Annotated in this window: 20 protein-coding genes and 2 pseudogenes; 9 read left to right on the top strand and 13 right to left on the bottom strand. The window is 74.4% G+C overall.

The genetic code is table 11. The annotated features are described in order from the left end of the window. The first annotated feature begins 176 nt into the window (after positions 1-176). Both AB0F62_RS17910 and AB0F62_RS17905 read left to right on the top strand, forming a co-directional pair. Positions 177-692, top strand: a pseudogene (locus AB0F62_RS17910) (protein phosphatase). A 128-nt stretch (positions 693-820) separates the two neighbouring features. Then, positions 821-1,342, top strand: a complete 522-nt coding sequence (locus tag AB0F62_RS17905) for a hypothetical protein (RefSeq protein WP_361799176.1) — start codon at positions 821-823, stop codon at positions 1,340-1,342. Here AB0F62_RS17905 and AB0F62_RS17900 read toward each other — a convergent pair. Next, positions 1,302-2,207, bottom strand: coding sequence for a LysR family transcriptional regulator (locus AB0F62_RS17900; RefSeq protein ID WP_361799173.1), 906 nt, complete (start codon positions 2,205-2,207; stop codon positions 1,302-1,304). The two genes, AB0F62_RS17905 and AB0F62_RS17900, sit on opposite strands and share 41 nt — an antisense overlap. 112 nt (positions 2,208-2,319) lie before the next feature. On the opposite strand from AB0F62_RS17900, the gene AB0F62_RS17895 reads away from it, so the two are divergent. Then, on the top strand, positions 2,320-3,603 hold the full coding sequence (locus tag AB0F62_RS17895) for an MFS transporter (protein ID WP_361799170.1): 1,284 nt from the start codon (positions 2,320-2,322) through the stop codon (positions 3,601-3,603). A gap of 302 nt (positions 3,604-3,905) precedes the next feature. Here the strand turns inward: AB0F62_RS17895 and AB0F62_RS17890 are convergent, their stop codons facing one another. Both AB0F62_RS17890 and AB0F62_RS17885 read right to left on the bottom strand, forming a co-directional pair. After that, positions 3,906-4,688 (bottom strand): maleylpyruvate isomerase family mycothiol-dependent enzyme, encoded by a 783-nt coding sequence (locus AB0F62_RS17890; RefSeq protein WP_361799167.1) that lies wholly within the window; start codon positions 4,686-4,688, stop codon positions 3,906-3,908. Positions 4,689-4,879: 191 nt separating this feature from the next. Beyond that, positions 4,880-5,386: a tetratricopeptide repeat protein gene (locus AB0F62_RS17885; protein ID WP_361799164.1), complete on the bottom strand. Its 507-nt coding sequence runs from the start codon at positions 5,384-5,386 to the stop codon at positions 4,880-4,882. A 201-nt stretch (positions 5,387-5,587) separates the two neighbouring features. Here AB0F62_RS17885 and AB0F62_RS17880 point away from each other — a divergent pair, with 201 nt between their 5' ends. Further along, positions 5,588-6,088, top strand: a complete 501-nt coding sequence (locus tag AB0F62_RS17880) for a lamin tail domain-containing protein (protein WP_361799161.1) — start codon at positions 5,588-5,590, stop codon at positions 6,086-6,088. A 30-nt stretch (positions 6,089-6,118) separates the two neighbouring features. Here the strand turns inward: AB0F62_RS17880 and AB0F62_RS17875 are convergent, their stop codons facing one another. Beyond that, entirely contained in the window at positions 6,119-7,084 is a 966-nt protein-coding gene (locus AB0F62_RS17875; protein ID WP_361799159.1) for a sigma-70 family RNA polymerase sigma factor, read from the bottom strand. A 146-nt stretch (positions 7,085-7,230) separates the two neighbouring features. After that, complete coding sequence (locus AB0F62_RS17870) at positions 7,231-8,004, bottom strand: MerR family transcriptional regulator (RefSeq protein ID WP_361799382.1); 774 nt, start codon at positions 8,002-8,004, stop codon at positions 7,231-7,233. Between the two features lie 70 nt (positions 8,005-8,074). Between AB0F62_RS17870 and AB0F62_RS17865 the strand changes: the two genes are divergently transcribed. Next, positions 8,075-8,557, top strand: coding sequence for a hypothetical protein (locus AB0F62_RS17865; protein WP_361799379.1), 483 nt, complete (start codon positions 8,075-8,077; stop codon positions 8,555-8,557). 29 nt (positions 8,558-8,586) lie between these two features. Here AB0F62_RS17865 and AB0F62_RS17860 read toward each other — a convergent pair. From AB0F62_RS17860 to AB0F62_RS17850, 3 genes and pseudogenes are all read right to left on the bottom strand, one after another. Then, positions 8,587-9,235: pseudogene (locus tag AB0F62_RS17860) on the bottom strand (class I SAM-dependent methyltransferase); the annotation flags it as partial. A gap of 25 nt (positions 9,236-9,260) precedes the next feature. Continuing rightward, the gene (locus tag AB0F62_RS17855) at positions 9,261-10,142 is read right to left on the bottom strand and encodes a YegS/Rv2252/BmrU family lipid kinase (protein ID WP_361799156.1); all 882 of its coding nucleotides are present in this window, start codon (positions 10,140-10,142) and stop codon (positions 9,261-9,263) included. 88 nt (positions 10,143-10,230) lie between these two features. Next, positions 10,231-11,820 (bottom strand): FAD-binding oxidoreductase, encoded by a 1,590-nt coding sequence (locus AB0F62_RS17850; RefSeq protein WP_361799376.1) that lies wholly within the window; start codon positions 11,818-11,820, stop codon positions 10,231-10,233. 78 nt (positions 11,821-11,898) lie between these two features. Here AB0F62_RS17850 and AB0F62_RS17845 point away from each other — a divergent pair, with 78 nt between their 5' ends. Next, entirely contained in the window at positions 11,899-12,498 is a 600-nt protein-coding gene (locus AB0F62_RS17845) for a TetR/AcrR family transcriptional regulator (protein WP_361799153.1), read from the top strand. 5 nt (positions 12,499-12,503) lie between these two features. After that, a complete protein-coding gene (locus AB0F62_RS17840) occupies positions 12,504-14,075 on the top strand; it encodes a glycerol-3-phosphate dehydrogenase/oxidase (RefSeq protein ID WP_361799373.1) in 1,572 nt (523 codons plus the stop codon). 13 nt (positions 14,076-14,088) lie between these two features. Here the strand turns inward: AB0F62_RS17840 and AB0F62_RS17835 are convergent, their stop codons facing one another. Further along, on the bottom strand, positions 14,089-14,715 hold the full coding sequence (locus AB0F62_RS17835) for a TetR/AcrR family transcriptional regulator (RefSeq protein WP_361799150.1): 627 nt from the start codon (positions 14,713-14,715) through the stop codon (positions 14,089-14,091). A 145-nt stretch (positions 14,716-14,860) separates the two neighbouring features. Here AB0F62_RS17835 and AB0F62_RS17830 point away from each other — a divergent pair, with 145 nt between their 5' ends. Next, positions 14,861-15,382, top strand: coding sequence for an ATP-binding protein (locus tag AB0F62_RS17830; protein WP_361799147.1), 522 nt, complete (start codon positions 14,861-14,863; stop codon positions 15,380-15,382). A 107-nt stretch (positions 15,383-15,489) separates the two neighbouring features. After that, positions 15,490-16,293, top strand: coding sequence for a thioesterase family protein (locus AB0F62_RS17825; protein ID WP_361799370.1), 804 nt, complete (start codon positions 15,490-15,492; stop codon positions 16,291-16,293). Between the two features lie 83 nt (positions 16,294-16,376). Here AB0F62_RS17825 and AB0F62_RS17820 read toward each other — a convergent pair whose 3' ends face one another. The 4 genes from AB0F62_RS17820 to AB0F62_RS17805 all read right to left on the bottom strand — a co-directional run bounded on the left by AB0F62_RS17820 (position 16,377) and on the right by AB0F62_RS17805 (position 20,330). Continuing rightward, positions 16,377-17,336 (bottom strand): ornithine cyclodeaminase family protein, encoded by a 960-nt coding sequence (locus tag AB0F62_RS17820; RefSeq protein WP_361799144.1) that lies wholly within the window; start codon positions 17,334-17,336, stop codon positions 16,377-16,379. Next, a complete protein-coding gene (locus AB0F62_RS17815) occupies positions 17,315-18,448 on the bottom strand; it encodes an aminotransferase class I/II-fold pyridoxal phosphate-dependent enzyme (RefSeq protein ID WP_361799141.1) in 1,134 nt (377 codons plus the stop codon). The genes AB0F62_RS17820 and AB0F62_RS17815 overlap by 22 nt, the downstream gene beginning before the upstream one ends. Then, positions 18,445-19,092: a PAS domain-containing protein gene (locus AB0F62_RS17810; protein WP_361799138.1), complete on the bottom strand. Its 648-nt coding sequence runs from the start codon at positions 19,090-19,092 to the stop codon at positions 18,445-18,447. The genes AB0F62_RS17815 and AB0F62_RS17810 overlap by 4 nt, the downstream gene beginning before the upstream one ends. A gap of 383 nt (positions 19,093-19,475) precedes the next feature. After that, complete coding sequence (locus AB0F62_RS17805; RefSeq protein ID WP_361799135.1) at positions 19,476-20,330, bottom strand: serine hydrolase; 855 nt, start codon at positions 20,328-20,330, stop codon at positions 19,476-19,478. Between the last annotated feature and the right edge of the window lie 533 nt (positions 20,331-20,863).

Genomic DNA, 20,863 nt, shown 5'->3' with positions numbered 1-20,863 from the left:
GGCTGACCGGCTGACCGGCGACGGGTGAAGGCCGCGCCGGCGACCAGGGGGGGGTGGGTAGTCGCGGCGCGGCCGTACTGCTCGGGTGCCCGGCCCGGCCCGCTTCATGCAGCCGTTCCGCGAAAAAGGGAACCGCTGCCCGCACGAGAGCCGTTGGAGAGCCTGAGGGGTGGGACATGAGGACGCGTCAGAAGGATCGGGACCTTCCCGGGCCGGACGCGGCGTGGAACCAGGTCGTCCCGGGGCTGTGGATGGGCGTGGCACTACCGGACCGACGCCCGGGGCGAACTGCAACCGGCGGTGGCGGGGGGCGAGTTCGACCTCGTCGTCAGTCTGTTCACGCGCTCCGGACACGGCCCCGGGCCCGGCGTGGAGCACATCGTGGCCGAGATCCCGGACGGGCCGCTCTCCCCGGGGCAGATCGAGGTGGTGCAGCGGCTCGCCCGCACGGTCGCCGGGGCCGTGCGGGACGGGCGCCGCACCCTGGTGCGCTGTCACTCCGGCTACAACCGTTCCGGGCTGGTCGTGGCGCAGGCGCTCACGGAGAGCGGGCACGAGGTGACCGCTGCCGTCGCGCTCGTCCGGGAGCGGCGCTCGCCGTGGGCACTGAACAACGGGCCTTCGTGGAGTACCTCGTCGCCGGCCTGGACGTGGCCCGTCTGCTCACCGGGCTGGACCCCACCCCCCGATGACGGCCGCCCCCGGGGGCGAGCGGTGCGTTCCGGTGGCGCGGGCCGCGGTCCGGCGCCTTACTGGGAGGTATGCAGGAGACGACCCGCGGCACTCTTCACCGTACCCGGCGCACCGGCGGAACCCGCCGGTGCGCGGTGGTCCCGTGACGGCGCGGGGCGGCTTCGGGCCCGCGCACGGAGTGCTGTGCGGGGCGGCCGCCGGGGCGGCGGGTACGACGGTCCTGAACACGGTGGGGTACCTGGACATGCTGCTGCGCGGCCGCTCCGCCAGCTCCGCCCCCGAGACCACGGTCGAACGGCTCTCCGATGCCACGCACGTGCCGATCCCCGGCGACGCGGACACCCGGCGCAATCGCGTGGCGGCCCTGGGACCCCTCACGGGCATCGCCGCCGGCGCCGGCATGGGCGCGACGCTGGGCCTGGCGCTCGGCTGCGGCTGGCGACCGCAGACCGTCGTGCTGACGGCCACGGCGACCGTGGGGGCGCTGATCGGCACCAACGGGCCGATGACGGTGCTCCGGGTGACCGATCCGCGTACCTGGTCGCGGTCGGACTGGATCTCCGACATCGTCCCGCACGTGGCCTACGCGCTGGTCACCACGGCGGTGCTCACGGGCCTTCGGGCGGGACGCGTACGTATCGCCCGATGAGGGCCAGCAGCGCGGTGAGCGCCGCTCCGGGCCGGCGCACCGAGGAGTAGGCGACGCCCAGCGGCCACTCCAGGACCGCGCCCGCCACGGGGCGCACGCACACGCCGGGGTCGTCCGCGCGCACCGCGAAGGACGGCATGAGGGCCACCCCCAGGCCGTGCCGGACGTAGTCGGCGGTGGTGGTGACGTCGGTGACCTCGATGACCACGAAGCGCTCCAGCCCGGCCGCGGCGAACCCCCGGTCGACCACGAGGCGGTTCCCGAAGCCCGTGGGCGAGTCGATGAAGGGCTCCCCCGCCAGGTCCGCGAGGGTCACCGAGGAGGCGGCGCCGCGTGGATGGTCCGCGGGCAGGATCGCGACCAGCGGCACCGTGGCCAGCGACCGGACGGTCAGTCCCGCCGGCGGCCTGCCCGGCAGCGACACGAACGCGACGTCCAGTTCCCCGTCGACCAGAGCCTGGGCCAGGCCCGCGGAGCCGCCGAGCGGCGCCATGAGGCGGATGCCGACCTGGGGGTGGTCGGCGTGGAAGCGGCCGAAGAGCCCGGGCAGGTCCAGGATGGCGACCGAGGGCATCGTGCCGACCCGTACGGTGCCGCGGAGCCCGCCCGCGACCTGACCGACGGCGTCCCGGGCCGCCTGGGCGGCGGTCAGGGTCGCACGGGCCTCGGGCAGCAGGGCCTCCCCCGCCACGGTGAGGGCGACGTGCTTGGAGGTGCGCTCGAACAGCGGCGCCCCCAGCTCCTGTTCCAGCGCGCGGACGGCGGCCGACACGCCGGACTGCACCACATGCAGCCGGCGGGCGGCGCGCGTGAAGTTCAGCTCCTCGGCGACGGCGAGGAAGTACTCGAGGTGGCGCAACTCCATAGCTGACCATCTATCAGACGGATGGAAGTAAGCACAAATCATCGTTGGACGAGATCGTACACCCGGACGCAGTCTTTGAGGGTTCAATCATTTCGGTTGCTCAGGAGAAGATGTGTCCCCCCAGACGGCCACCCCACGGCACGCCGCCAGGCCGGCCTCCCCCATCGGCGCCCCCGTCCGTCCTCACCCCCGTCCTCACCCCCGTTCCACCCGCAGGCTCCCGCTGGGGCACGGCTCCGGTTTCCGGGTCATCGCCTTCGCCTTCCTGGTGGCCATGGCCTTCACCGCCGTCCCTGCCCCGCTCTGGGCCCTCTACCAGGCCCGCGAGGGCTTCTCCACCTTCATGGTCACGGTCGCCTTCGCCGCCTACGCGGTCGGCGTCGTCGTGAGCCTCTTCCTCGCCGGGCACCTCTCCGACCGGCTCGGCCGGCGGCGCGTCCTGCTGCCCGCCGTGATCGTGGAGGCGCTCGCGGCGGTGATGTTCCTGACGTCCACCTCGCTGGGGGTCGTGATCGCCGCCCGCGTCGTCTCGGGCCTGGGCATCGGCATGATCACCGCCACGGCGACCGCGCACCTGTCGGAGCTGCACGCCGCCGCACGGCCGCGCGCCGGCCGGGGCCGGTCGGACCTCGTCTCCACGACCGCCAACATGGGCGGCTTCGCGGTGGGCCCGCTGGTCTCCGGTCTGCTGGCCCAGTATGCGGGCGCGCCGCTGCGTACCCCCTACCTGGTCTTCCTGGGACTGCTGCTGCTCGCCGCCGCGGGCGTGGCGCTCGTACCGGAGACGGTGGAACCGGCCGGGGAGCGTCCCGCCTACCGGCCGCAGCGCGTCACCGTACCCGCCGCGTCCCGGCCCGCGTTCTTCGCCGCGTGCGGCGCCACCCTGGCGGCCTTCGCGGTGCTGGGCCTGTTCACCTCGCTGGGGCCGGTCTTCGTCGCCGGAACCATGCACCACCCCTCCCGCGCGCTCGCCGGCCTGGTGCCGTTCCTCGTCTTCGGCTCCGCGGCCGGCGCGCAGGCGGTGCTGCTCCGGGTGGCGGCGCGGCGCCAACTGGCGATCGGCCTCACCGCGATGGTGCTCGGGCTGGCCGCGGTCACCGCGGCCGTGTGGCTCCCGGGCCTCGGCCTGTTCGTGGCGGGCGGCATGGCCGCCGGCGCCGGTGCCGGCGTCCTCTTCAAGGGCACCGTGTCGACCGTCGTGACCCTCGCGGAGCCGCGGCGCAGGGGCGAGGCCCTCGCCGGCCTGTTCCTGGCCGCGTACATCGGCCTGGCGGTGCCCGTCCTCGGGCTCGGCGTCGGCACGCTGTACGTCCCGCAGCGCGTGGCGCTGCTCGGCTTCGCCGCCGCCCTCGTCGCCATCTGCGCGTCGGTCAGCCACCGGCTGCTGCGCCGCTGAGCCCCGCCGAGCCGCCCGCCGGAATCCCGCGAGCGCCCCGGACGCCCTCCCGGGTCCGGGGCGCTCGGGCGGGTCGGCCGGCGCCCTCCCCCACCCGCGAGGCCGTCCGTTCCGGGTGCGTGCGGGGTGTCCGGCTGCCCGCCTCGGGGGCGCGCTCCGCGACGTCCTCGGCGTGACCGAATCCGCCGTCATCCGCCGTCGTTCCCCGTCATCCGCCGTCGACCACGCGCGCGGGACGGCGGGTGGGCCGAGCCCGTGCCGTCCCCGGGCGACCGTGGGCCCGCACGCGCCCGCGGGAACCGTCAGAAACCGGGGAAGAGGGCGCGCAGGTCGTCCAGGGTGACGGCACCGCGCGCCGTCACCGCGTCCCGCGGACGGTTGCGGCCGTAGACCAGCCGCAGCACGGCCTCGGCCGGCCCGGACACCGTCCCCGAGGACTCCGCCCCCTCGCAGGGGAGGATGTGCAACTCGGCGGCGAGGGTCAGGCACAGGGTGCGCACCGGGTCGGTCAGCTCCATCCCGATCTGACGCGGGCGGAGGCGGACGAGCGTGTCTGCGTCGCGGCTGCGCGAGGCGACCATGTCGATCCGGTCCCAGAGCAGGGCCACCTCGGGGGCCGGCACGGTGGCGGCCGGGTCGAGCCCCACCTCGACGTCCCAGGTGTGCACGGACTGCTCGGACAGCCAGTAGCCGGTGAAGGCCGTGAAATCGACCGGGCCGGTGAAGTACGGCACCGTCACACGCGCCCGCAGCCCGGGGTCGAGGGAGTCCAGCAGCCGCAGCAGCCCCGTTTCGGCCTCGCGCCAGGCATCGCGCTGCGCGGCCGGCCGCAGGGGGATCCAGCGCTCGTGGACCTCGGCGATCTCCTCCCGCGAGACGCCCGCGGTGTCCCCGGCGAGGCCACGGCGCACCGCCCCGGTACACAACTCGGCCCCGGCGCCGAGGTGGACCAGCACCTGGGCGATGCTCCAGCCGGCGGCGAAGGAGGGGCGGAGCAGCTGCTCGCCGGTGAGGCCGCCGACGACCGCGTCCAGTCGTCGCGAGACCACGTGCATCGCCGCCAGGCGGGCGTCGCCGGTGTCCATGGCCCTCCTCTCGCGGAGCCCCCTCCCGGGGCCGTGGCGGCCCCGGTTACCAGGCAACCTCACGAGGCCGGGAACCCCAAGTGGGCGGCCATACGGGGCTCCGAAGGCGGCCATAAGCGGTACTTCTGCCGGTTCGTGGCACGCGGGCGCTCCGCAGGGCGGACGACGGACCGCTTCGCCCTCCGGCCCGCTCACACCGTGGCGTCGAGATCCCCTGCGTAGAACTCGATGGCTCTGCGGTAGCGCTCCACACCGGGGTCGGCGCTGGTCTCCGCCAGCAGCGTCAGCAGGAGCCGCATGGCCTCCCGGTGCCCGCCGGTGTTGTAGAGCGCCATCGCGAGGAAGGTCCGCAGCGCGCCGTCGCGGGGGAAGTCGACCACGGCCGCGCGCAGCAGCGCGACCGCCTCGTCGTACCGGCCCAGGATCCGGTAGGTACTGCCCAGGCCCAGCAGCGCGCCGCGCCGGTCCTCCGCCGACAGCCCCGCCCCGCGCAGGGCGCGCTCGTAGTAGGGCACCGCCTCCGCCTCGAGGCCGAGCACATCGTGTGCCCATGCCGCCTGGTACGCCACCTCGGCATCGTCGGCGCATCGTTCCGCCAGGGCGACCAGCCGCTCTCTCGCCGCCTCCGCCTCCCCCCGCTCGCGCATGCGCACGGCGTCGGCCAGCAGTTCGTCCCGCTCCGGTCCGCTCACTCCCATGGCCACATCCTGGCAGGGCGGCACGCCCCGGACACGGACGGCCCCGGTCAACAGGCGGTGGCAAGAGGACGGTACCCGCGCAGGGATGACCGCGTTCCGCACCGTTGGCCACCTTCGCGCGGTGTTGTCGTCACCCTGATGTAACCTCTGGCTCCGCCGCGCATCGCAACCGCGCGGCCCATTCGCACAGGGGGGATTCCCATGACCCAGCACGTCCGCATCGGCGTGGCCGCGTTCGCCGCGGCCTGCGCCACCGCCGTCCTGATACCGACCCAGGCGCACGCCGCCGAGTACCACTCGGCCCTCAAGGTCCGCGGGGCCCAGTACGACGCGCCCGGACGGGACTCCAACAGCTGCTCCTCGGGCAACACCGACGAGGAGTATCTGACGATCAAGAACTACTCGGCCTCGGCGACCGTCAACCTCAAGGGCTACGTCGTCAAGGACGCCACGGGCAACCGCTTCGCCTTCACCGCGAACCACTACCTCCAGCCCGGGGACTTCGTGAAGCTCCGCGGCGGCCACGGAGACGACTCCGACAAGAAGAACGTGGTCTACCGCGACAACTGCAACTTCCTCTGGAACAACGACGGCGACACGATCTACCTCTACAAGCCCTCCGGCCCTCGCTCCGACGTCCACGCCTACACCAAGCGCGGCTCGGACGCCGACGGCGACGGCTACATCCGCTTCCACAGCTGAGGCATCCGAGGCACCTCGGGGGCACCGCCCTCAGGCGGCCGCGGCGCCGGGTGTGCCCGGCGGACGGGGGTGGTGGAGGCGCAGGCGGTGCACGCGGCCCGTGGAGTCATGGGTCATGAGCCAGGCGACGGCGGGCGGGCAGTGGCCGGGGTTGTCCGGCGGGTTGAGGATGTCCATCTCCCAGACGGTCAACGAGCGTCCGGCGACGGCATGGACGAGGCGCTGCCGGACTCCTGCGCCGAGGTCGCACTCCATGCCTCGGATCAGCAGGCCTCTGCCGCCCACCCGCTCCTTCCCGCTGAGCAGGGCGACCTCGGGGGACCAGCGTTCGGCGAGAAGGGCGGCGAAGTGGCCGCCCTCGGCCGCGGCCAGGGTCTCGTGGGCCTCGACCCGGCTGGCCCTGGTGCGCCGGGCGGTGTCGTCGTGGGCACTGTCCGCCGTGGCGGCGAGGGCGGCGGCGAGCTTGGCCCGGGCCTGACTCAGCCGGCTGCGGACGGTGCCGACGGGCAGCCCACAGGCGTCGGCGATCTGCTCGTAGCCGGTGACGCCGACACTGAAGTGGCGCAGCACGAGCGGCAGGCGCAGCGCCGGGGAGAGCTGCTCGACGGCCTCCCAGATCCAGTCCCGCAGCGCGCTGCGCTCCAGCCATCGCTCGGGGTCGTCCTCCGCCGCGCGCAGCACGAGGTCGTCGACGGGCCGGGTGGGGACGGCGCGGCGCAGCACGGAGCGGGCGCCGTTGCGGACGATCATCCGCAGCCACGGTCCCACCGCGGCGGGGTCGCGGACGTCGCCCACACGGCGCAGCGCGGTGAGCGCGGCGTCCTGCAGCACGTCGTCCACGTCGGGGCCGGGCCCCAGGATGCTCAGGGCCACGGCACGCATGCCCGCCCGGTGGCACTCCAGGAGCACGCCCAGCGCCGTCACGTCGCCCGCCTGCGCGGCCCGGGTGAGCGCCACGTCCTCGGCACGCGCGGCCACGGACTCGTCGATGCTCATGGTTCCCTTCCGCCGTCTCCCCCTCCAGCGGATGCTACGGCGCCGGCATGACGAGCCGGAAACGGCCCCGTGACCACGGCCCCGCACGGGGGCGACGGGACCGGCCGGAGGCGTCGGCCGCGTCCGTCTCCGTCGCCCGGGTGCGCCTACCCGGCGTCCCGGGCCTCCTGCACGTAGGCCACGAGGGCTCGCATCCGGTCCGGGGACCAGGGCAGGTTCTGCCCGATCCGCTCGCTGTTCTCGTCCCACATGCGCTGTGCGGCGGCCTTGGTCCGCTCGCCGTCCGCTCCGGCGGCGTGGAACCGGTTCGCCAGGCCGTCCCAGCGGCCGACCAGGTCCCGCACCCCGGGGTCCCCGGCGGGGGTGCCGGCCTCCATCAGCCGCAGCAGCTCCCTGACGAGGCCGGCCCACTCGGTCTTCGCGGCCTCCACGCCCTCCGGGCCGAGTTCGGCCCGCCGTCCGGCCAGTTGCTCCCGCTGCTCGGCGGTGAAGTGGGTCTCGAACACGGACATCATCTCCAGGGTCGTCATGAACTGTTCGGGTTCGGGCATCGACGTGTCCTCCATCCGGCCCAGGAGCGTCCGGATCTGCGCGGTGAGCTCCCCGATCCGTCCCGCGTGCGCCTCCAGGGCGGACAACTGGGCGGTGAGCAGGGCGCGCATCGACTCCAGGTCCTCCGTGGCGTCCGCCAGGACGCGGGCGATCTCGTCCAGCGGCAGCCCGAGGGCGCGCAGCGCCCGTACCCGGTAGAGCCTGCGCACGTCGTCGGCGGTGTAGCGGCGGTGCCCGGAGGCGGTGCGCGCGCTCGCGCCGAGGAGGCCGATCTCGTCGTAGTGGCGCAGCGTGCGGATGGTCGTCCCGGTGGCGCGGGCCACCTCGCCGATGCTCCACAGACGCCGGTCGTCGTCGTTCCCGATCATGCCGGCAACGCTAGAACCTCTCGTTACGGCCGGTTCAAGCCCGCCGCAAGGGCTGCGGCAGAATGGCGCGGTGTTCGACTTCGGCATCGAGGGGTATCGACCGCGGTGGGTGAGCGGCCGCGAGGCCGTCGAGCGCGGGCACGGGGACCGGCTGCGCGCGCTGGCCGGCCGCACGCTGACGGGCGTCTGGCTGGTGTGGGACGCCGGGGAGGACGAGTGGTTCTGTGACTGTCCGGTGTTGTTCGACTTCGACGGCGAGCAGGTCGAGGTCAACCACAACAAGCTGGACGAGCTCTCGCTGACGTGGAACAGCGTCGATCCGCGCCGTCCGCTCGACTGGTTCGACTTCGACCTGCGGTGGCGTGCGGAGCCGCTGCCGGGGTTGCGGGCCCTCCTCGGGCGCCGTCTCACACGGGTCGACCTCGACGAATGGCAGGTCCAGGACGTCCCGTCCCGAACCGTGGACATCACCTTCGTGTTCGACGACACCCGGGTGAGGGTGTTCAACGCACTGGACGAGAACGGTCTGGACATCGGGCCGCCCCCTGGGTGACGCGGGAAGGGCCCCCGCCAGGGGTGTCGGGGCTTCTGCGCGAGGAACGTTGCGACGGGGCGCTTCGCTCCCGCGCCGGGCTCCTGCACCGGCCGTGCCGTGACGGCGAGCCCCGCCTCCTCGACCAGCGCGGCGATCCGCGGGGCCGGCGGCATGTGGAGCCCGTACGAGACCGGGTGGCCGCCGTACGCGTGCTCCGGGTAGACGTGCTCGTCGTCGCCGGCCCAGCCCGCGAGCATCAGCCGGCCGCCGGGTGCCAGGACGCGGCGGAACTCGGCGAAGACGACGGGCAGCAGCTCGGGCGGCGTGTGGTGGGTGGAGTAGTACGCGAGGGCGCCGCCGAGTTCACCGTCGCCGATGTCGAGCGCGGTCATGGAGCCGACGGTGAAGCGCAGCTCCGGGTACGACTGCCGGGCCGGCTCGACCATCCGCGGCGACAGGTCGGCCCCGTACGCGGGCACGCCCAGCGCGGCAGGGTGCGCCGTCACGTACCCCGGGCCGCATCCCGGGTCCGCCGGCGGGCCCCGGCCGGCGGTGCGGACGGTCTCAGCGAAGGCGGCCGGCATGGCGCGGGAGAGCGGGTCGAGTCCGTCCGGGGTGCTCACCCCGGCGGCGGAGTCGGGCGGCGACGGTGTCGTAGGACTCACGGACCGCCGCGAGGTAGGCATGTGCGGTCACCGCGCGAGTCTGCCCACGGCCGGGGTCAGCACAGCACCCGCAGGGCTCCCGGCCGGATCCGCGCGGTGACCGGGAGGGCGGCCTCGACCTCGCCGTCCGCGCCATAGGGGACCTCCCGGTCGGCCTCGATGCGGATCTCCCTGCCGCGCACGATCTCGACCTGCGGGCGCTTGACGTGCGCGCCGGTCTTGAGTTCGTTCATCAGCGCGAAGAAGAGCCGGCGCGGTGCGTCGTGGATCATGACGACGTCCAGCAGCCCGTCGTCCACCCGGGCGTCGGGCGCTATCGCCCGGCCGGAGCCGTAGTAGCCGGAGTTGGCCGCGACGACCGTGTAGCCGCGGCGCTCGTACGGGACGCCGTCGATGGTGACGCGGTAGGCGGCGGCCCGCCATCCGGCCACCGCGCGCAGGCCGCCCGCGTAGTAGGAGGCCGAACCGCGCAGCAGCCGGGAGGTGTTGGCGTGGTGGTTGGCGAGCGCGTCGACGCCGGCGTAGACGCTGCCGAGGACGGCCGTGCGGTCGTGGACCGCGGACTCGACCTCGATGGTGTCGACGGCGCGCGGCTCGTTCCGCAGCAGGATCCGGGCGAGTTCGGCGGGTTCGGAGGGCAGTCCCAGGGCGCGCGCGAAGTCGTTGCCGCGGCCGGCGGGGACCAGGCCCAGGACGGCGCCGGTGCCGCTGAGGGCGCCGCCGATGCCGCCCACGATGCCGTCCCCGCCGACGGCGAGGACGACGTCGCCGCGCGCCCCGGCCCGGCGCGCCAGCTCCCGCGCGTGCCCCAGGCTGCTGCTGTACTCGGTCGTCAGCTCCGCGCCGGCCTCCCGCAGCAGTTTCGCCAGCGGGAGGAGGGCGGCCGCCCCGCTGGAGCCCCCGGCGGTGGGGTTGACGACGGCGGTGAACGGTCGCATGGGTGTGCCTCCGGGCAGGGGGACGGCGGGGCTGCGGGACGGCGAACGGCGGGACGGCAGGCGGCGAGCTGCGTTGCTGCGGGCGGGCTCAGCGGATGGGGAGCAGGATGCCGGGGTTGAGCAGCCCGGCCGGGTCGAGCGCGTTCTTGACGGCCCGCAGGGCCTCGATGCCGAGCGGGCCCGCCTCCCTGACGTACCAGTCGCGGTGGTCGGTGCCCACGCCGTGGTGGTGGGTGATGGTGCCGCCCGCGGCGAGGATGGCCTCGTTGGCGGCCTCCTTGGCGGGGGCCCAGTGCGCGACGGGGTCCTCGCCCTGCGCCGAGACGACGGTGAAGTAGAGCGAGGCGCCGTTCTCGTAGACGTGCGAGATGTGGCACATCACCAGCGGCGGGGTGCCGGCCGCGGCCAGCGTCCCGGTGAGCGCCTCGCGCACGGAGTCGTAGAGCTCGGGGATCCGCGACCAGAAGGTGGCGGTCTCCAGGGTCTCGGCGAAGGCGCCCGCGTCGAGGAGGGAGTCCCGCAGGTAGGGGGCGGAGAAGCGGCCGTGCGCCCAGCGCTCGCCGGGCTCCTCGCCCAGGAACTCGCCGCCGCACTCGCGCAGCACGGCCGCCGCCCGCGCCCGGCGCAGCGCGGTCTCCTCCTCGGTGCCCTCGTAGCCCGCGATGGCCGTACAGCCGGCGGAGGACGATCCGGAGCCGATGGCGTCGGGCTGGGCGAGGCCGATCAGCGTCTCGGTCTCGTCGGACAGCCGGAGCACGGTCGGGCGGGGCCCGTCCTGGGCGAGCCGGCGCAGCGCGGCGGCGCCCTCGGCGAAGGACGCGAAGCGCCAGCCCTCGTACACCTTGACCTGGGGCAGCGGACGGATCCGCACGGTCACGGAGGTGATGACGCCGAGCGCGCCCTCGGAGCCGAGGATCAGCTGGCGCAGGTCGGGGCCGGCCGCGGAGCGCGGGGCCCGGCCGGCGTCGAGGGTGCCCTGGGGGGTGGCGACGGTCAGGCCGAGCACCATCTCGTCGAAGCGGCCGTAGCCCGCCGACGCCTGCCCGCTGGAGCGGGCGGCGGCGAATCCGCCGATGGTGGCCCACTCGTAGGACTGGGGGAAGTGGCCCAGGGTGAAGCCCTGTTCGGCCAGGAGCGCCTCGGCCTGGGGGGCGCGCAGCCCCGGCTGGAGGATCGCGGTCCGGGACACGGGGTCGAGCGACAGGAGGCGGTTCATACGGCGCAGGTCCAGCGCGATGAAGGGGCGCCTCCGCTGCGGGGCGAGGCCGCCGACGACGGAGGTGCCGCCGCCGAAGGGGACGACGGCGATGCCGTGTTCGGCGCAGACGGCGAGGACGGCCAGGACCTCGTCGTGGCCGTCGGGCAGCACGACGGCCGCCGGGGTGTCCGCGACGTCGCCGGAGCGGATGCGCAGCAGGTCGGGGGTGGACTTGCCGCGGGTGTGGCGGATCCGGGTCTCGGCGTCGGTCCGCACGTGGGCCGGGTCGCCCACGCAGTCGGCGAGGGCCCGCAGCGCGGGACCGGTGAGCGGCGACTCGGGGACGGCGATGTCCTCCAGGGCGGCGGGTTCGGCGCCGCGGGGTTTGACGCCGAGCAGATCGCGCAGCACGCCGATCACGGTGTCGGGCAGCGGGGCCGCTTCGGCCGGGTCGCCCCAGCCGCTCCACAACATGTCCACGGGGTCCATGGGGCCGTCCTCACGGTCGTTTCTGGGATGCCGTCTCCTGCGGCCTGCACTGGCGTTACACTGTGACACATGACGCCTATTCGTCACAACCTGTCGGACAGCGATCCGGTGCTCGACGCGGTCCGCGACTGCGTCCTGGCCGTCGGCGTCCGCCGTACGACCCTGACCGACGTGGCCCGCCGCGCCGGCGTCTCCCGGATGACGCTCTACCGGCGATGGCCCGATGTGCGCACTCTGGTCGGCGATCTGATGACCCGTGAGTGGGTCAGCGTCGCCACGGAGGCGATGCCCGAGCGGCGCGAGGGCACCCCCATGCGGGCCCACATGGTCGAGGGGCTGGTGTCCGGAGTGCGCGCCTTCCGCGCGCACCCGCTGTTCGTCAAGATCCTCGACGTCGACCCCGAACTGCTCCTCCCCTATGTACTGGACCGCCGGGGCGCCAGCCAGGACGCGCTGCTGCAGCTCATCGCCGGCGGGCTGGAGGAGGGTCACGCGGACGGCTCGGTCCGGGTGGACCACCCGGTGCGGCAGGCCCGTTCCGTGCTGCTCGTCGTCCAGTCCTTCACCCTCTCGCTGCGCACCATGACCGACGAGGACGACCCCGACCTGACCTCCGCGGCGTTCCTGCTGGAACTGCGGGCCATCCTGGAGAGGACCCTCACCCCATGAGCCCCATGAGCCCCACGAGCAGCTCCTCCGCGTCCTCGCTGAACGCCGCGCGCCGCGCCCGTGACCTCGCGGAACTCACGGAACCCTCCCGACCCGCGGGCGGAAGGCAGGTGGACGTCCTGGTCGTGGGCCTCGGCGCCACGGGCGCGGGCGCGGCCCTCGACGCCGCCTCCCGCGGACTGTCGGTCGCCGCGATCGACGCCCACGACCTGGCGTTCGGCACGTCCCGGTGGAGCTCCAAGCTGATCCACGGCGGCCTGCGCTACCTCGCCTCGGGCCAGCTGGATGTCGCGTACGAGAGCGCGGTCGAACGCGGCGTGCTCATGGAGCGCACCGCTCCTCACCTGGTGCGGGCCCAGCCGTTCGTGCTGCCGCTGACCCCGCTGGTCTCGCGCGGCCAGGCGGCGCTGGCCTGGTCCGGTTTCCGGGCCGGCGACGCGCTGCGCCTGTCGGCGCGTACGGCGCGGGCCACGCTGCCGGCGCCGCGCCGGCTGTCCGCGGTGGAGACCCGTCATCTGGCCCCCGCCCTGCGGACCGCCGGCCTGCGCGGCGGCCTGCTGTCGTGGGACGGCCAACTCGCCGACGACGCCCGCCTGGTGACCGCCATCGCCCGGACCGCCGCGGCACACGGGGCCCGTGTGCTCACCCGGGTGCGCGCACTCTCGCTCAGCGGCTCCGGCGCCGTGGTGCGGGACGAACTGACCGGCGAGCAGACGGAGATCAGGGCCCGCGCGGTGATCAACGCCTCCGGTGTGTGGGCGGGCGGGCTGGTCGACGGCGTACGGCTGCGACCGTCCCGGGGCACGCACCTCGTCCTGCGCTCCGAGCGCCTCGGGGGCCTGCCGGCCGGGCTGCACATCCCGATCCCCGGCGAGTCCAACCGCTTCGTGCTCGTCCTGCCGCAGGGCGACGGCCGGGTGTACGTCGGGCTCACCGACGAACCGGTCGACGGCGAGGTCCCGGATGTGCCGGAGGTCCCCGAGACGGACATCGGCTTCCTGCTCGACGTGTTCGGCACCGCGCTCGACGTCCCCGTCCACCGCGACGACGTCGTCGGAGCCTTCGCCGGGCTCCGGCCGCTGCTCGACACCTCGTCCGACGGCTCCGGCCGCACCGCCGACATCTCGCGCAAGCACGCGGTGCTCACCTCCGCCGAGGGTGTCGTCACCGTCGTCGGCGGCAAGCTCACCACCTACCGCCGGATGGCCCAGGACGCCGTCGACGCCGCCGTCGCGGCGCGCGGGCTCGGCGCGGGACCGTGCCGCACCACGGCGGTCCCCCTCGTGGGCGCCGCCTCGCCGCGGGTGCTCACCGGACTGCGGGCCCCGCGCCGCCTGGTCCAGCGCTACGGCACCGAGGCGCCCGCCGTGCACGCCCTCGGGGCCGCCGACCCCGCGCTGCGGGAGCCGGTCGTCCCCGGCCACCCCGTCACCCGCGCGGAGTTGCTCTGGGCCGTACGCCACGAGGGGGCCCTCGACGCGGGCGACCTCCTCGACCGGCGCACGCGCATCGGACTCGTCCCGGCCGACCGCGAGGCCGCGCTGAAGGCGGCGGAGGAGGCACTGACCGTGATGTGAACCCCGCGCGGACTCACGGAACGGCGGCCGCTCCCGGTGCCGGGTCGTCGCTCCGCCACCCGGGCTCCAGGCGGTCGAGGAGGGCGCCGAAAGCGGACTCGGCCGGCCCCTCGTCCCCGTCCACGAGGTGGGCCACCAACACCCCGAAACTCGCGTCCACCAGCACGCGGGCCTCGGTCAGGGCGCTCTCCTCGGACATCCCGATCCCCTCGAAGAGCGGGGCGACCAGTTCCGTCCACTCGCCGATCAGATCCCGCATGTACGGTCCATGGCGCTCGGGCCGCAGCATGACGGCGGCCATCATCTCGAGGTAAAGCGGCATCAGAGCGCGGCGCTCGGGGCTGCGGAGCTCCCGCCACATCGCCTCGGCCAGGCGCCGCATGCCCGCCGCGTCCCGGGGTGTGCCGACGGCGGCGAGGACCTCGCCGAACCGCAGGATCGGCCGGTTCGCGTCCAGCGCGAGCGCCTCCGCGACGAGGCGCTCCTTGGTGCCGAAGTAGTAGAGGAGCATGCGGTCGCTGGTGCCGAGCGCCTTGGCCATCGGCCGCAGGGACAGCTCCGCCAGCCCGTGGCCGACCACGTACTCCCGTACCTGGTCCAGGAGTTGCCGCCGCTTGGCCGGGTCGGCCTGTCGCGCCACAAAATCTCCCTCGATGTCGGAATTATCAGCTTTTGCCGTTTTCTTTACCGTAGCACCCGCTACATGTATATTTGTAGATGTAGCGACCGCTACAGGAACTGCCTCCCGGGCATCACGCCCCTCGACACGGAAGGGATTGATCACCATGGCCGCCCAGGCCGTCGGTACGCACGAGATCCCCGACGCGACCCCCGCACCCCTCTCCTGGCTCGCCCGGCAGTTCCGGCTGTGGTCGCGCACTCTGGAACCCGTGCGACCGCTGCACGCCCCCGCCGGGCGCGCCACCGACCGGGACGCGTCGTGGCCGCTGGCGTACGATCCGGCCTCCGTGGGCCGTGCCCGCGGGCTGGCCACCGCGCAGGCGTGCGCATGGGCCCTCCACGAGCTGGCCGACACCCTGGAACTCCTCGTCAGCGAGCTGGTCACCAACGCCCTGTGCCACGCGCGCGGACCCGTGCGACTCAATCTCCGCGTCGAGGACGCGCGCCTGCGGTGCGAGGTCGAGGACATCAGCTCCCGCGCCCCGGTCCGGCGCGTCGCCGCCACCGACGCGGAGGACGGTCGCGGCATGGAGATCCTCGACCTGCTCAGCGACGCGTGGGGAACCGATCGCACGGCCATCGGCAAGACCACTTGGTTCGAGCTGACCGTGCCGGCCGTCGCCTGAGGATCACGGAGCCGCCTTCGCCCCGCCGCCGGCGGGCACCGTGACACCGGGGCTACCGAACAGTAGCCTCGGTCCCGTCGTCAGCGGGCGGGAGAGCAGCGGTGAGCATGCCGGACCACAGTGATGTCGAGGCCTTCTTCGAACGGGTGGCGGACGAGCGCTTTGTCCCGACCGCGTACACCCGCGGCCCCTGGGACGCCGGGAGCCAGCACGCAGGTCCCCCCGCCGCCCTGCTCGGCCGGGCGGTGCAGACGCGGCCGGGCGCGCGTGAGGACATGCGCCTGGTCCGGATCACCTTCGAGATCCACAGCCCGGTCCCGCTCGCCCCGCTCACCGTGCGCACGCGCGTGCTGCGCGAGGGCCGCAGCGTGGAACTGGTCGAGGCGTCCCTGGCACCCGACGGCGGCGAGGAGATCATGCGCGCCCGGGCCCTGCGCATCCGCACCGCGCCCGGCGCCGTTCCGGCCGTCACCCCGGACCCCGCCGTCCCCGGCCCCGAGCGGGCCCGGGCCGAACCCTTCTTCCCCGTGCCGTGGGACATCGGCTACCACACGGCCATGGAGGCCCGTTTCGTGTCCGGGTCCTTCCTCGACCGCGGTCCGGCCACCTGCTGGCTGCGCATGCGCGTCCCGCTCGTGGCGGGCGAGAAGACGGCGCCCCTGGACCGTGTCCTGGCGGCCGCGGACTCCGGCAACGGCGTGAGCAACGTGCTGGACTTCTCCGCGCACCTGTTCGTCAACCCCGACCTGACGGTCCACCTCCACCGCCACCCGGTGGGCGAGTGGGTCTGCCTCGACGCCCGGACCGCCGTCGACCCGTACGGCGTGGGCATGGCCGAGGCATCCCTCCACGACGAACAGGGCCCCATCGGCCGTGGCGTGCAGAGCCTGTTCGTGGCCCCGCGCCGCTGAACCGGACCGCCGTGCGCGGGCGCCCGGACGCCCGCGGGTCCGCTGCGATCCGCCAGGAGACCGCCTCGGGCGTGCGTGCCCCGTCAGCCGAGGATCTCCCGGACCACCGCCGAGGCGAGAGCGGCGTCGAGCGCCCCCACACCGGTGAGGTCGGCGATCGTGACGGCGTCGTCGGGCCGCTCGGGCGGGGTGGCGAGCAGGGCGCCGAGGGGGACGTCGGCGTCCCCCGGTACCGCGCCGGCGCGGACGGCATGGCCGAAGTCGCCGTGGTGCAGGCACTGTTCGCGGTCGTCGGTGGCGATGACACGGGCACGGGCGAAGAGCGCGGCGGGCAGTTCGTTCTTGTGCGGCATGTCGGCGCCGACGGCGGTGACATGGGCTCCGGGGCGGACCGCGCCGGCCTCCAGGACCGGAGCACCGGCCGGCGTGGCCGTGATGACGATGTCGGCGCCCGCGGCCTCCGCCGCGGCGGCCGGGCGGGCGTCCAGTCCGTGGGCGGCGAGACGGCCGCAGAGGGCCGCCGCCCGGCCCTCGGCGCGGCCGTGGACGAGGACCGGGCCGACGGGGCGCAGCATGGCCAGCCACCGCACCTGCAGCCGGGCCTGCTCTCCGGTGCCGAACACCCCCACGCTGCGGGCGCCGGGGCGGGCCAGCGTGTGGCCGGCGAGGGCTCCGGCGGCGGCCGTGCGCCAGGCGGTGAGGCGTCCTCCGTCGTCGAGGACGGCGCGGACCCGGCCGGTGTGGGCGCTGACCACGCAGACGAGGCCGTGGTTCACGGGTTCGCCGCGTTCCGGATTGCGGTAGAAGCCGGAGGCGATCTTGACGGTGAAGTCGTCCGCCCCGTCGATCCAGCCCGTCTTCACATGGCAGTCGCCGTCGGCGTGCGGGAAGTTCAGATGCGTGGGCGGCGGCACGGTGGTGCGGCCCTCGGCGTGGGCGACCAGGGCGGCACGGACCGCGTCGAACACGACAGCGGGCCGTGCCGCGGCCTCGATCTCCTCCGGACCCAAGACGGGGAGGGTCATCGGCGTGCTCGCAGCCATGCGGCGAACGCCTCCAGCCCCGGGCCGGGGTCGCGGCGCCCGATGCCCACGCGGAAGCGGTCCGGGGGCGTCGCGGTGAGCTCGGATCGGTAGACGCTCGCGGGCAGCAGCAGGACCCCTGCCTGCTCGACGAGTTCGGTGCAGAAACGCTCCACACCGTCGGCACCGAGGTAGCGGGGGTAGGCGACGCATCCGCCGTCCGGGACCCGCCAGGCGAACAGGTCGTCGAACTCCGCGAAGAAGGCGTCGAAGAGCGGGAGGTTGGCGGCGATCAGGGCGCGGTTGCGCTCCAGGATCCGGTCCCGGGCCTTGAGGGCGATCCGGGCGAGGACCTCGCTGGGCGCGGCGTTGCAGATGGTGGTGTAGTGCTTGGCCCGCTCCAGACGCGACAGCACCTCCCGGTCCCGGCAGGCGATCCAGCCGATCCGGAGCCCGGGCAGTCCCAGCGACTTGGACGTGACGTTCAGCGACAGCGCCCGTTCCGACAGGTCGGCGGCCTGCGGGAGGGTGCGGGCCGGGTCGCGTTCGAGACCGCGGTAGACCTCGTCGCTGAAGAGATGGATGCCGCGTTCGTCGCAGAGCGCGGCCAGGCGCGCGAAGTCGGCGGCGTCGATGACCTTGCCGGTCGGGTTGTTGGGGAAGTTGACGGAGACCACGCGCGTGGTGGGGCGCAGTGCCGCGGCCACCCGGTCCAGGTCGAGCGCCCAGTCCCGCTCCGGGTCCAGCGGCACCCCCGTCACCTCGCACAGGGAGAGCGGAACGGTCTCGGCGGCCTGGTAGCCGGGGGTGACGACGACCGCGTGGTCGCCCGGGCCGAGGAGCACGTGCATCGCCAGGTAGAGCGCTTCCTCCGCGCCGGCGAAGCAGACCACGTCGTCGGCGCCGGCGTGCTCGTATGTCGCGGCGATGGCCTGCAGCAGTCCCGGATCGCCGAAGGTCCGCGTGTAGCCGAGGGGCAGCGCCTCCCAGGCGTGCCGGTCCTGGTCGTCGGCGAGCTCCAGGAGTTCGGAGAGGGTCATGGTCTGCGCGTCGGAGGCGGTCAGATGGTGCCGGGCGGTGAACTCCCAGCGGGAGAAGTACGTTTCCAGCCGGAAGTCGGGGAGTCGGCTCACGGGTGCCTCCTCTGCGCCTTGAGGTCGGCGAGCAGGGCGTAGACGGTGGAGCGCGAGGTCTGCAGTGCCCCGGCGACCACCGGCACGGCGCGGCGCATCGCGAACACCCCGGCCCGGTCGAGCTCGTCGAGGACGGCGAGGCGGTCCTCACGGCCGAGGCGGTCCACCGGGCAGCCGCGATCGCGGGTGTGGGTGCCGACGATCCGCTGCACGTGCTCGGTCCAGTCCTGCTCGAAGAGCGGCTCGGGGCGCGGGGCGGTGGGCGCGGCGAAGGCGGCGAGCACCGAGGCCGCCTGCTCCAGAGGCGTCCGGTCGAGGTTGACGCACAGCACGGCCGAGGGCCCGCCGTCGGCGTCCCGCAGGACCGCGCTGACGGAGGAGAGCCGGCGCCCGTCGGCGAGCAGCTTCTCGTAGGGGCCGTAGACGTCCTGGGCCGCCGGGTCCAGCCGGTCCAGCTCGCCCAGCAGCGAGGGGTCGCCGGCGGCGCGGCGCGTCATCGGGTTCCAGATGCCCAGCACGCGGTCGTCCGCGACGTCGTGCAGCACGACCTCGGCGTACGGGCTGAGCAGCAGGGCCACGGCCTGGCACACCGGGCCCCACTGCCGCACCCGGGGGTCGTCCTCGTCCATGCGCGCCTTCTCCATGGCTGGACTGTACGTCCAGGCTGGACGAAAAGTACAGCCCCGAGCCCGGGCCCGCCCGGCGACTCGGTTCACCTCGGCCCGACACGGATCGGGGCCCGGCGCGCGACCCGTCTCGGCGCGGGGTCCGGCGGACGCCACGAGACCGGGGCCCGGCGGGCACGGAGGCGTCGGACGCCGCGGGGTTCAGGCGCCCCGCTTCACCGGCGGGGCCGCACACGCGCTCCGTCCACGACGAGGCGACGCCTCGGAACGCGGGCCGGTGAAGAGGCGCGGAGTCATGGCGCGAACGACCCGCCGGGGACGGCCCGGGCAAGCCGTGCCGTCACGCGTCCGCCGGCGGACAGGCCGACGTCACGGCGCGTCCGCCGGCGGACAGGCCGACGTCACGCCGGGGCCAGGTCCTTGTGGATCGCGCGGGCCGCCGCCTCGATGGTGGAGACGCCGGAGGCCATCGTCGCGTTGTCCTCGGTGAGCACGGTGATCGTGTAGTCGTGCCCGCCGCCGGTGAAGGCTCCCAGGCTGTGCACCCGCCAGCCGTGCGTGGCGCGCGGCAGCCAGCCGTTCTTGACGTGGACCACTTCGGAGCCGGGTGCGCCCGCCGGGGTCCCCCAGCGCTGCGACGGTATGACGTGGTTCATGAGCGTGAGCGCGTAGGCCCGCGACTTGTCGCCGAGCACCTTGTTCGGGGCCGTGATCAGGTCCATCAGCTTCTGCTCGTCACCGGCCGTGATCTGGGTGAGACCCCAGGAGCCGCCGCTGCCCGGCACCGTATGGGTCATGCCGGCGGCGGCCAGGAAGTCCCCGACCTTGGCGACTCCGAGCTGCTTCCACAGCGCGGTCGTCGCGTCGTTGTCCGACTTGGTGATCATCGCGGTGGCGAGCCCGGCCTCACGCGAGGTGAGGTGGCGGTTGTGCTGCTGCACGTCGCGGAGGAGCGTCGCGAGGACGGTGACCTTGACGGTGCTGGCGGAGTCGAAGTGCTGCCCCGCCCGCAGGGTGCAGATTGTTCGCGTCGTGCGGTCGTGCAGGGACACCGCGGTGAGGGCGCTCCTGCCCTTCAGGGCCTTCGTGATGTCCCGCTGGAGCTTCGCACCCAGCCCGGGCTTCGCCGAGGTGCAGGTCACCTGCGGCGTCGCCGCGACGGCGTCCGCCGCCCCGGCCCCCACGACCACGGGAACCGCCAAGCCGGCGACGACTGCGGCGGCCATGGCGCGCCGGGATATTCGCGTGTGCCCCATTTGTTCGTCCGTCCTGTCGGGTGATGGCCGGGCCGACTGCCCAGTGTGGGCGACGGGTTGCACGGGGCGGGATGTGACGTCGGCTACACCCGGCACGGCAGGCGGGAGCCCTCCGGGCCCGCCGGAGCGGCTCGCGACCGGCGCCCGGCGCTCCGCGGGGCGCGGGTCCGGCGGCGCCGGGGAGCCGGCCGGTGAGCGTCCGAAACCGTTGCCCAACCGCGGTCCCGCCGCGGGGCATCCCGCCGCCCAAGTCCGTTGCGCCGAGCCGCCCTTGGCCGCCGCACGGGCGCGCCGGAACGGCCCCGCCGGCACCGCGGCCCCGCCACCGCGCGGTACGGTGCGGACGCCCGGAGGAGGGGACCGCCCCCACGGGCTTCCGTGCTCCCGGGACGGGCCGCGCGACCACGTCCGGAGCCGTGGCAGCCGTGCGCGTATGTGACGAATGCCGCATCCGTCATACCCACCCGCAAAAAGGGCATGCGGCCGCCGCCCGTTAGCCGGGCGGCGGCCCCCGAACGGAATAGCACACGTAT

This window comes from Streptomyces sp. NPDC026673 (assembly GCF_040638135.1).
Taxonomy (GTDB): domain Bacteria; phylum Actinomycetota; class Actinomycetes; order Streptomycetales; family Streptomycetaceae; genus Actinacidiphila.
Note: the sequence above shows the minus strand (reverse complement) of the source record. Positions and strands in the feature narration are given on the sequence as shown.

Coding starts and splice junctions, on each gene's coding strand:
- AB0F62_RS17900 (WP_361799173.1), bottom strand. CDS start 2,207: ATGGAGTTGCGCCACCTCGAGTACTTCCTCGCCGTCGCCGAGGAGCTG.
- AB0F62_RS17890 (WP_361799167.1), bottom strand. CDS start 4,688: ATGGACACCGGCGACGCCCGCCTGGCGGCGATGCACGTGGTCTCGCGA.
- AB0F62_RS17885 (WP_361799164.1), bottom strand. CDS start 5,386: ATGGGAGTGAGCGGACCGGAGCGGGACGAACTGCTGGCCGACGCCGTG.
- AB0F62_RS17880 (WP_361799161.1), top strand. CDS start 5,588: ATGACCCAGCACGTCCGCATCGGCGTGGCCGCGTTCGCCGCGGCCTGC.
- AB0F62_RS17875 (WP_361799159.1), bottom strand. CDS start 7,084: ATGAGCATCGACGAGTCCGTGGCCGCGCGTGCCGAGGACGTGGCGCTC.
- AB0F62_RS17870 (WP_361799382.1), bottom strand. CDS start 8,004: ATGATCGGGAACGACGACGACCGGCGTCTGTGGAGCATCGGCGAGGTG.
- AB0F62_RS17855 (WP_361799156.1), bottom strand. CDS start 10,142: ATGCGACCGTTCACCGCCGTCGTCAACCCCACCGCCGGGGGCTCCAGC.
- AB0F62_RS17845 (WP_361799153.1), top strand. CDS start 11,899: ATGACGCCTATTCGTCACAACCTGTCGGACAGCGATCCGGTGCTCGAC.
- AB0F62_RS17840 (WP_361799373.1), top strand. CDS start 12,504: ATGAGCCCCACGAGCAGCTCCTCCGCGTCCTCGCTGAACGCCGCGCGC.
- AB0F62_RS17830 (WP_361799147.1), top strand. CDS start 14,861: ATGGCCGCCCAGGCCGTCGGTACGCACGAGATCCCCGACGCGACCCCC.
- AB0F62_RS17825 (WP_361799370.1), top strand. CDS start 15,490: ATGCCGGACCACAGTGATGTCGAGGCCTTCTTCGAACGGGTGGCGGAC.
- AB0F62_RS17820 (WP_361799144.1), bottom strand. CDS start 17,336: ATGGCTGCGAGCACGCCGATGACCCTCCCCGTCTTGGGTCCGGAGGAG.
- AB0F62_RS17810 (WP_361799138.1), bottom strand. CDS start 19,092: ATGGAGAAGGCGCGCATGGACGAGGACGACCCCCGGGTGCGGCAGTGG.
- AB0F62_RS17805 (WP_361799135.1), bottom strand. CDS start 20,330: ATGGGGCACACGCGAATATCCCGGCGCGCCATGGCCGCCGCAGTCGTC.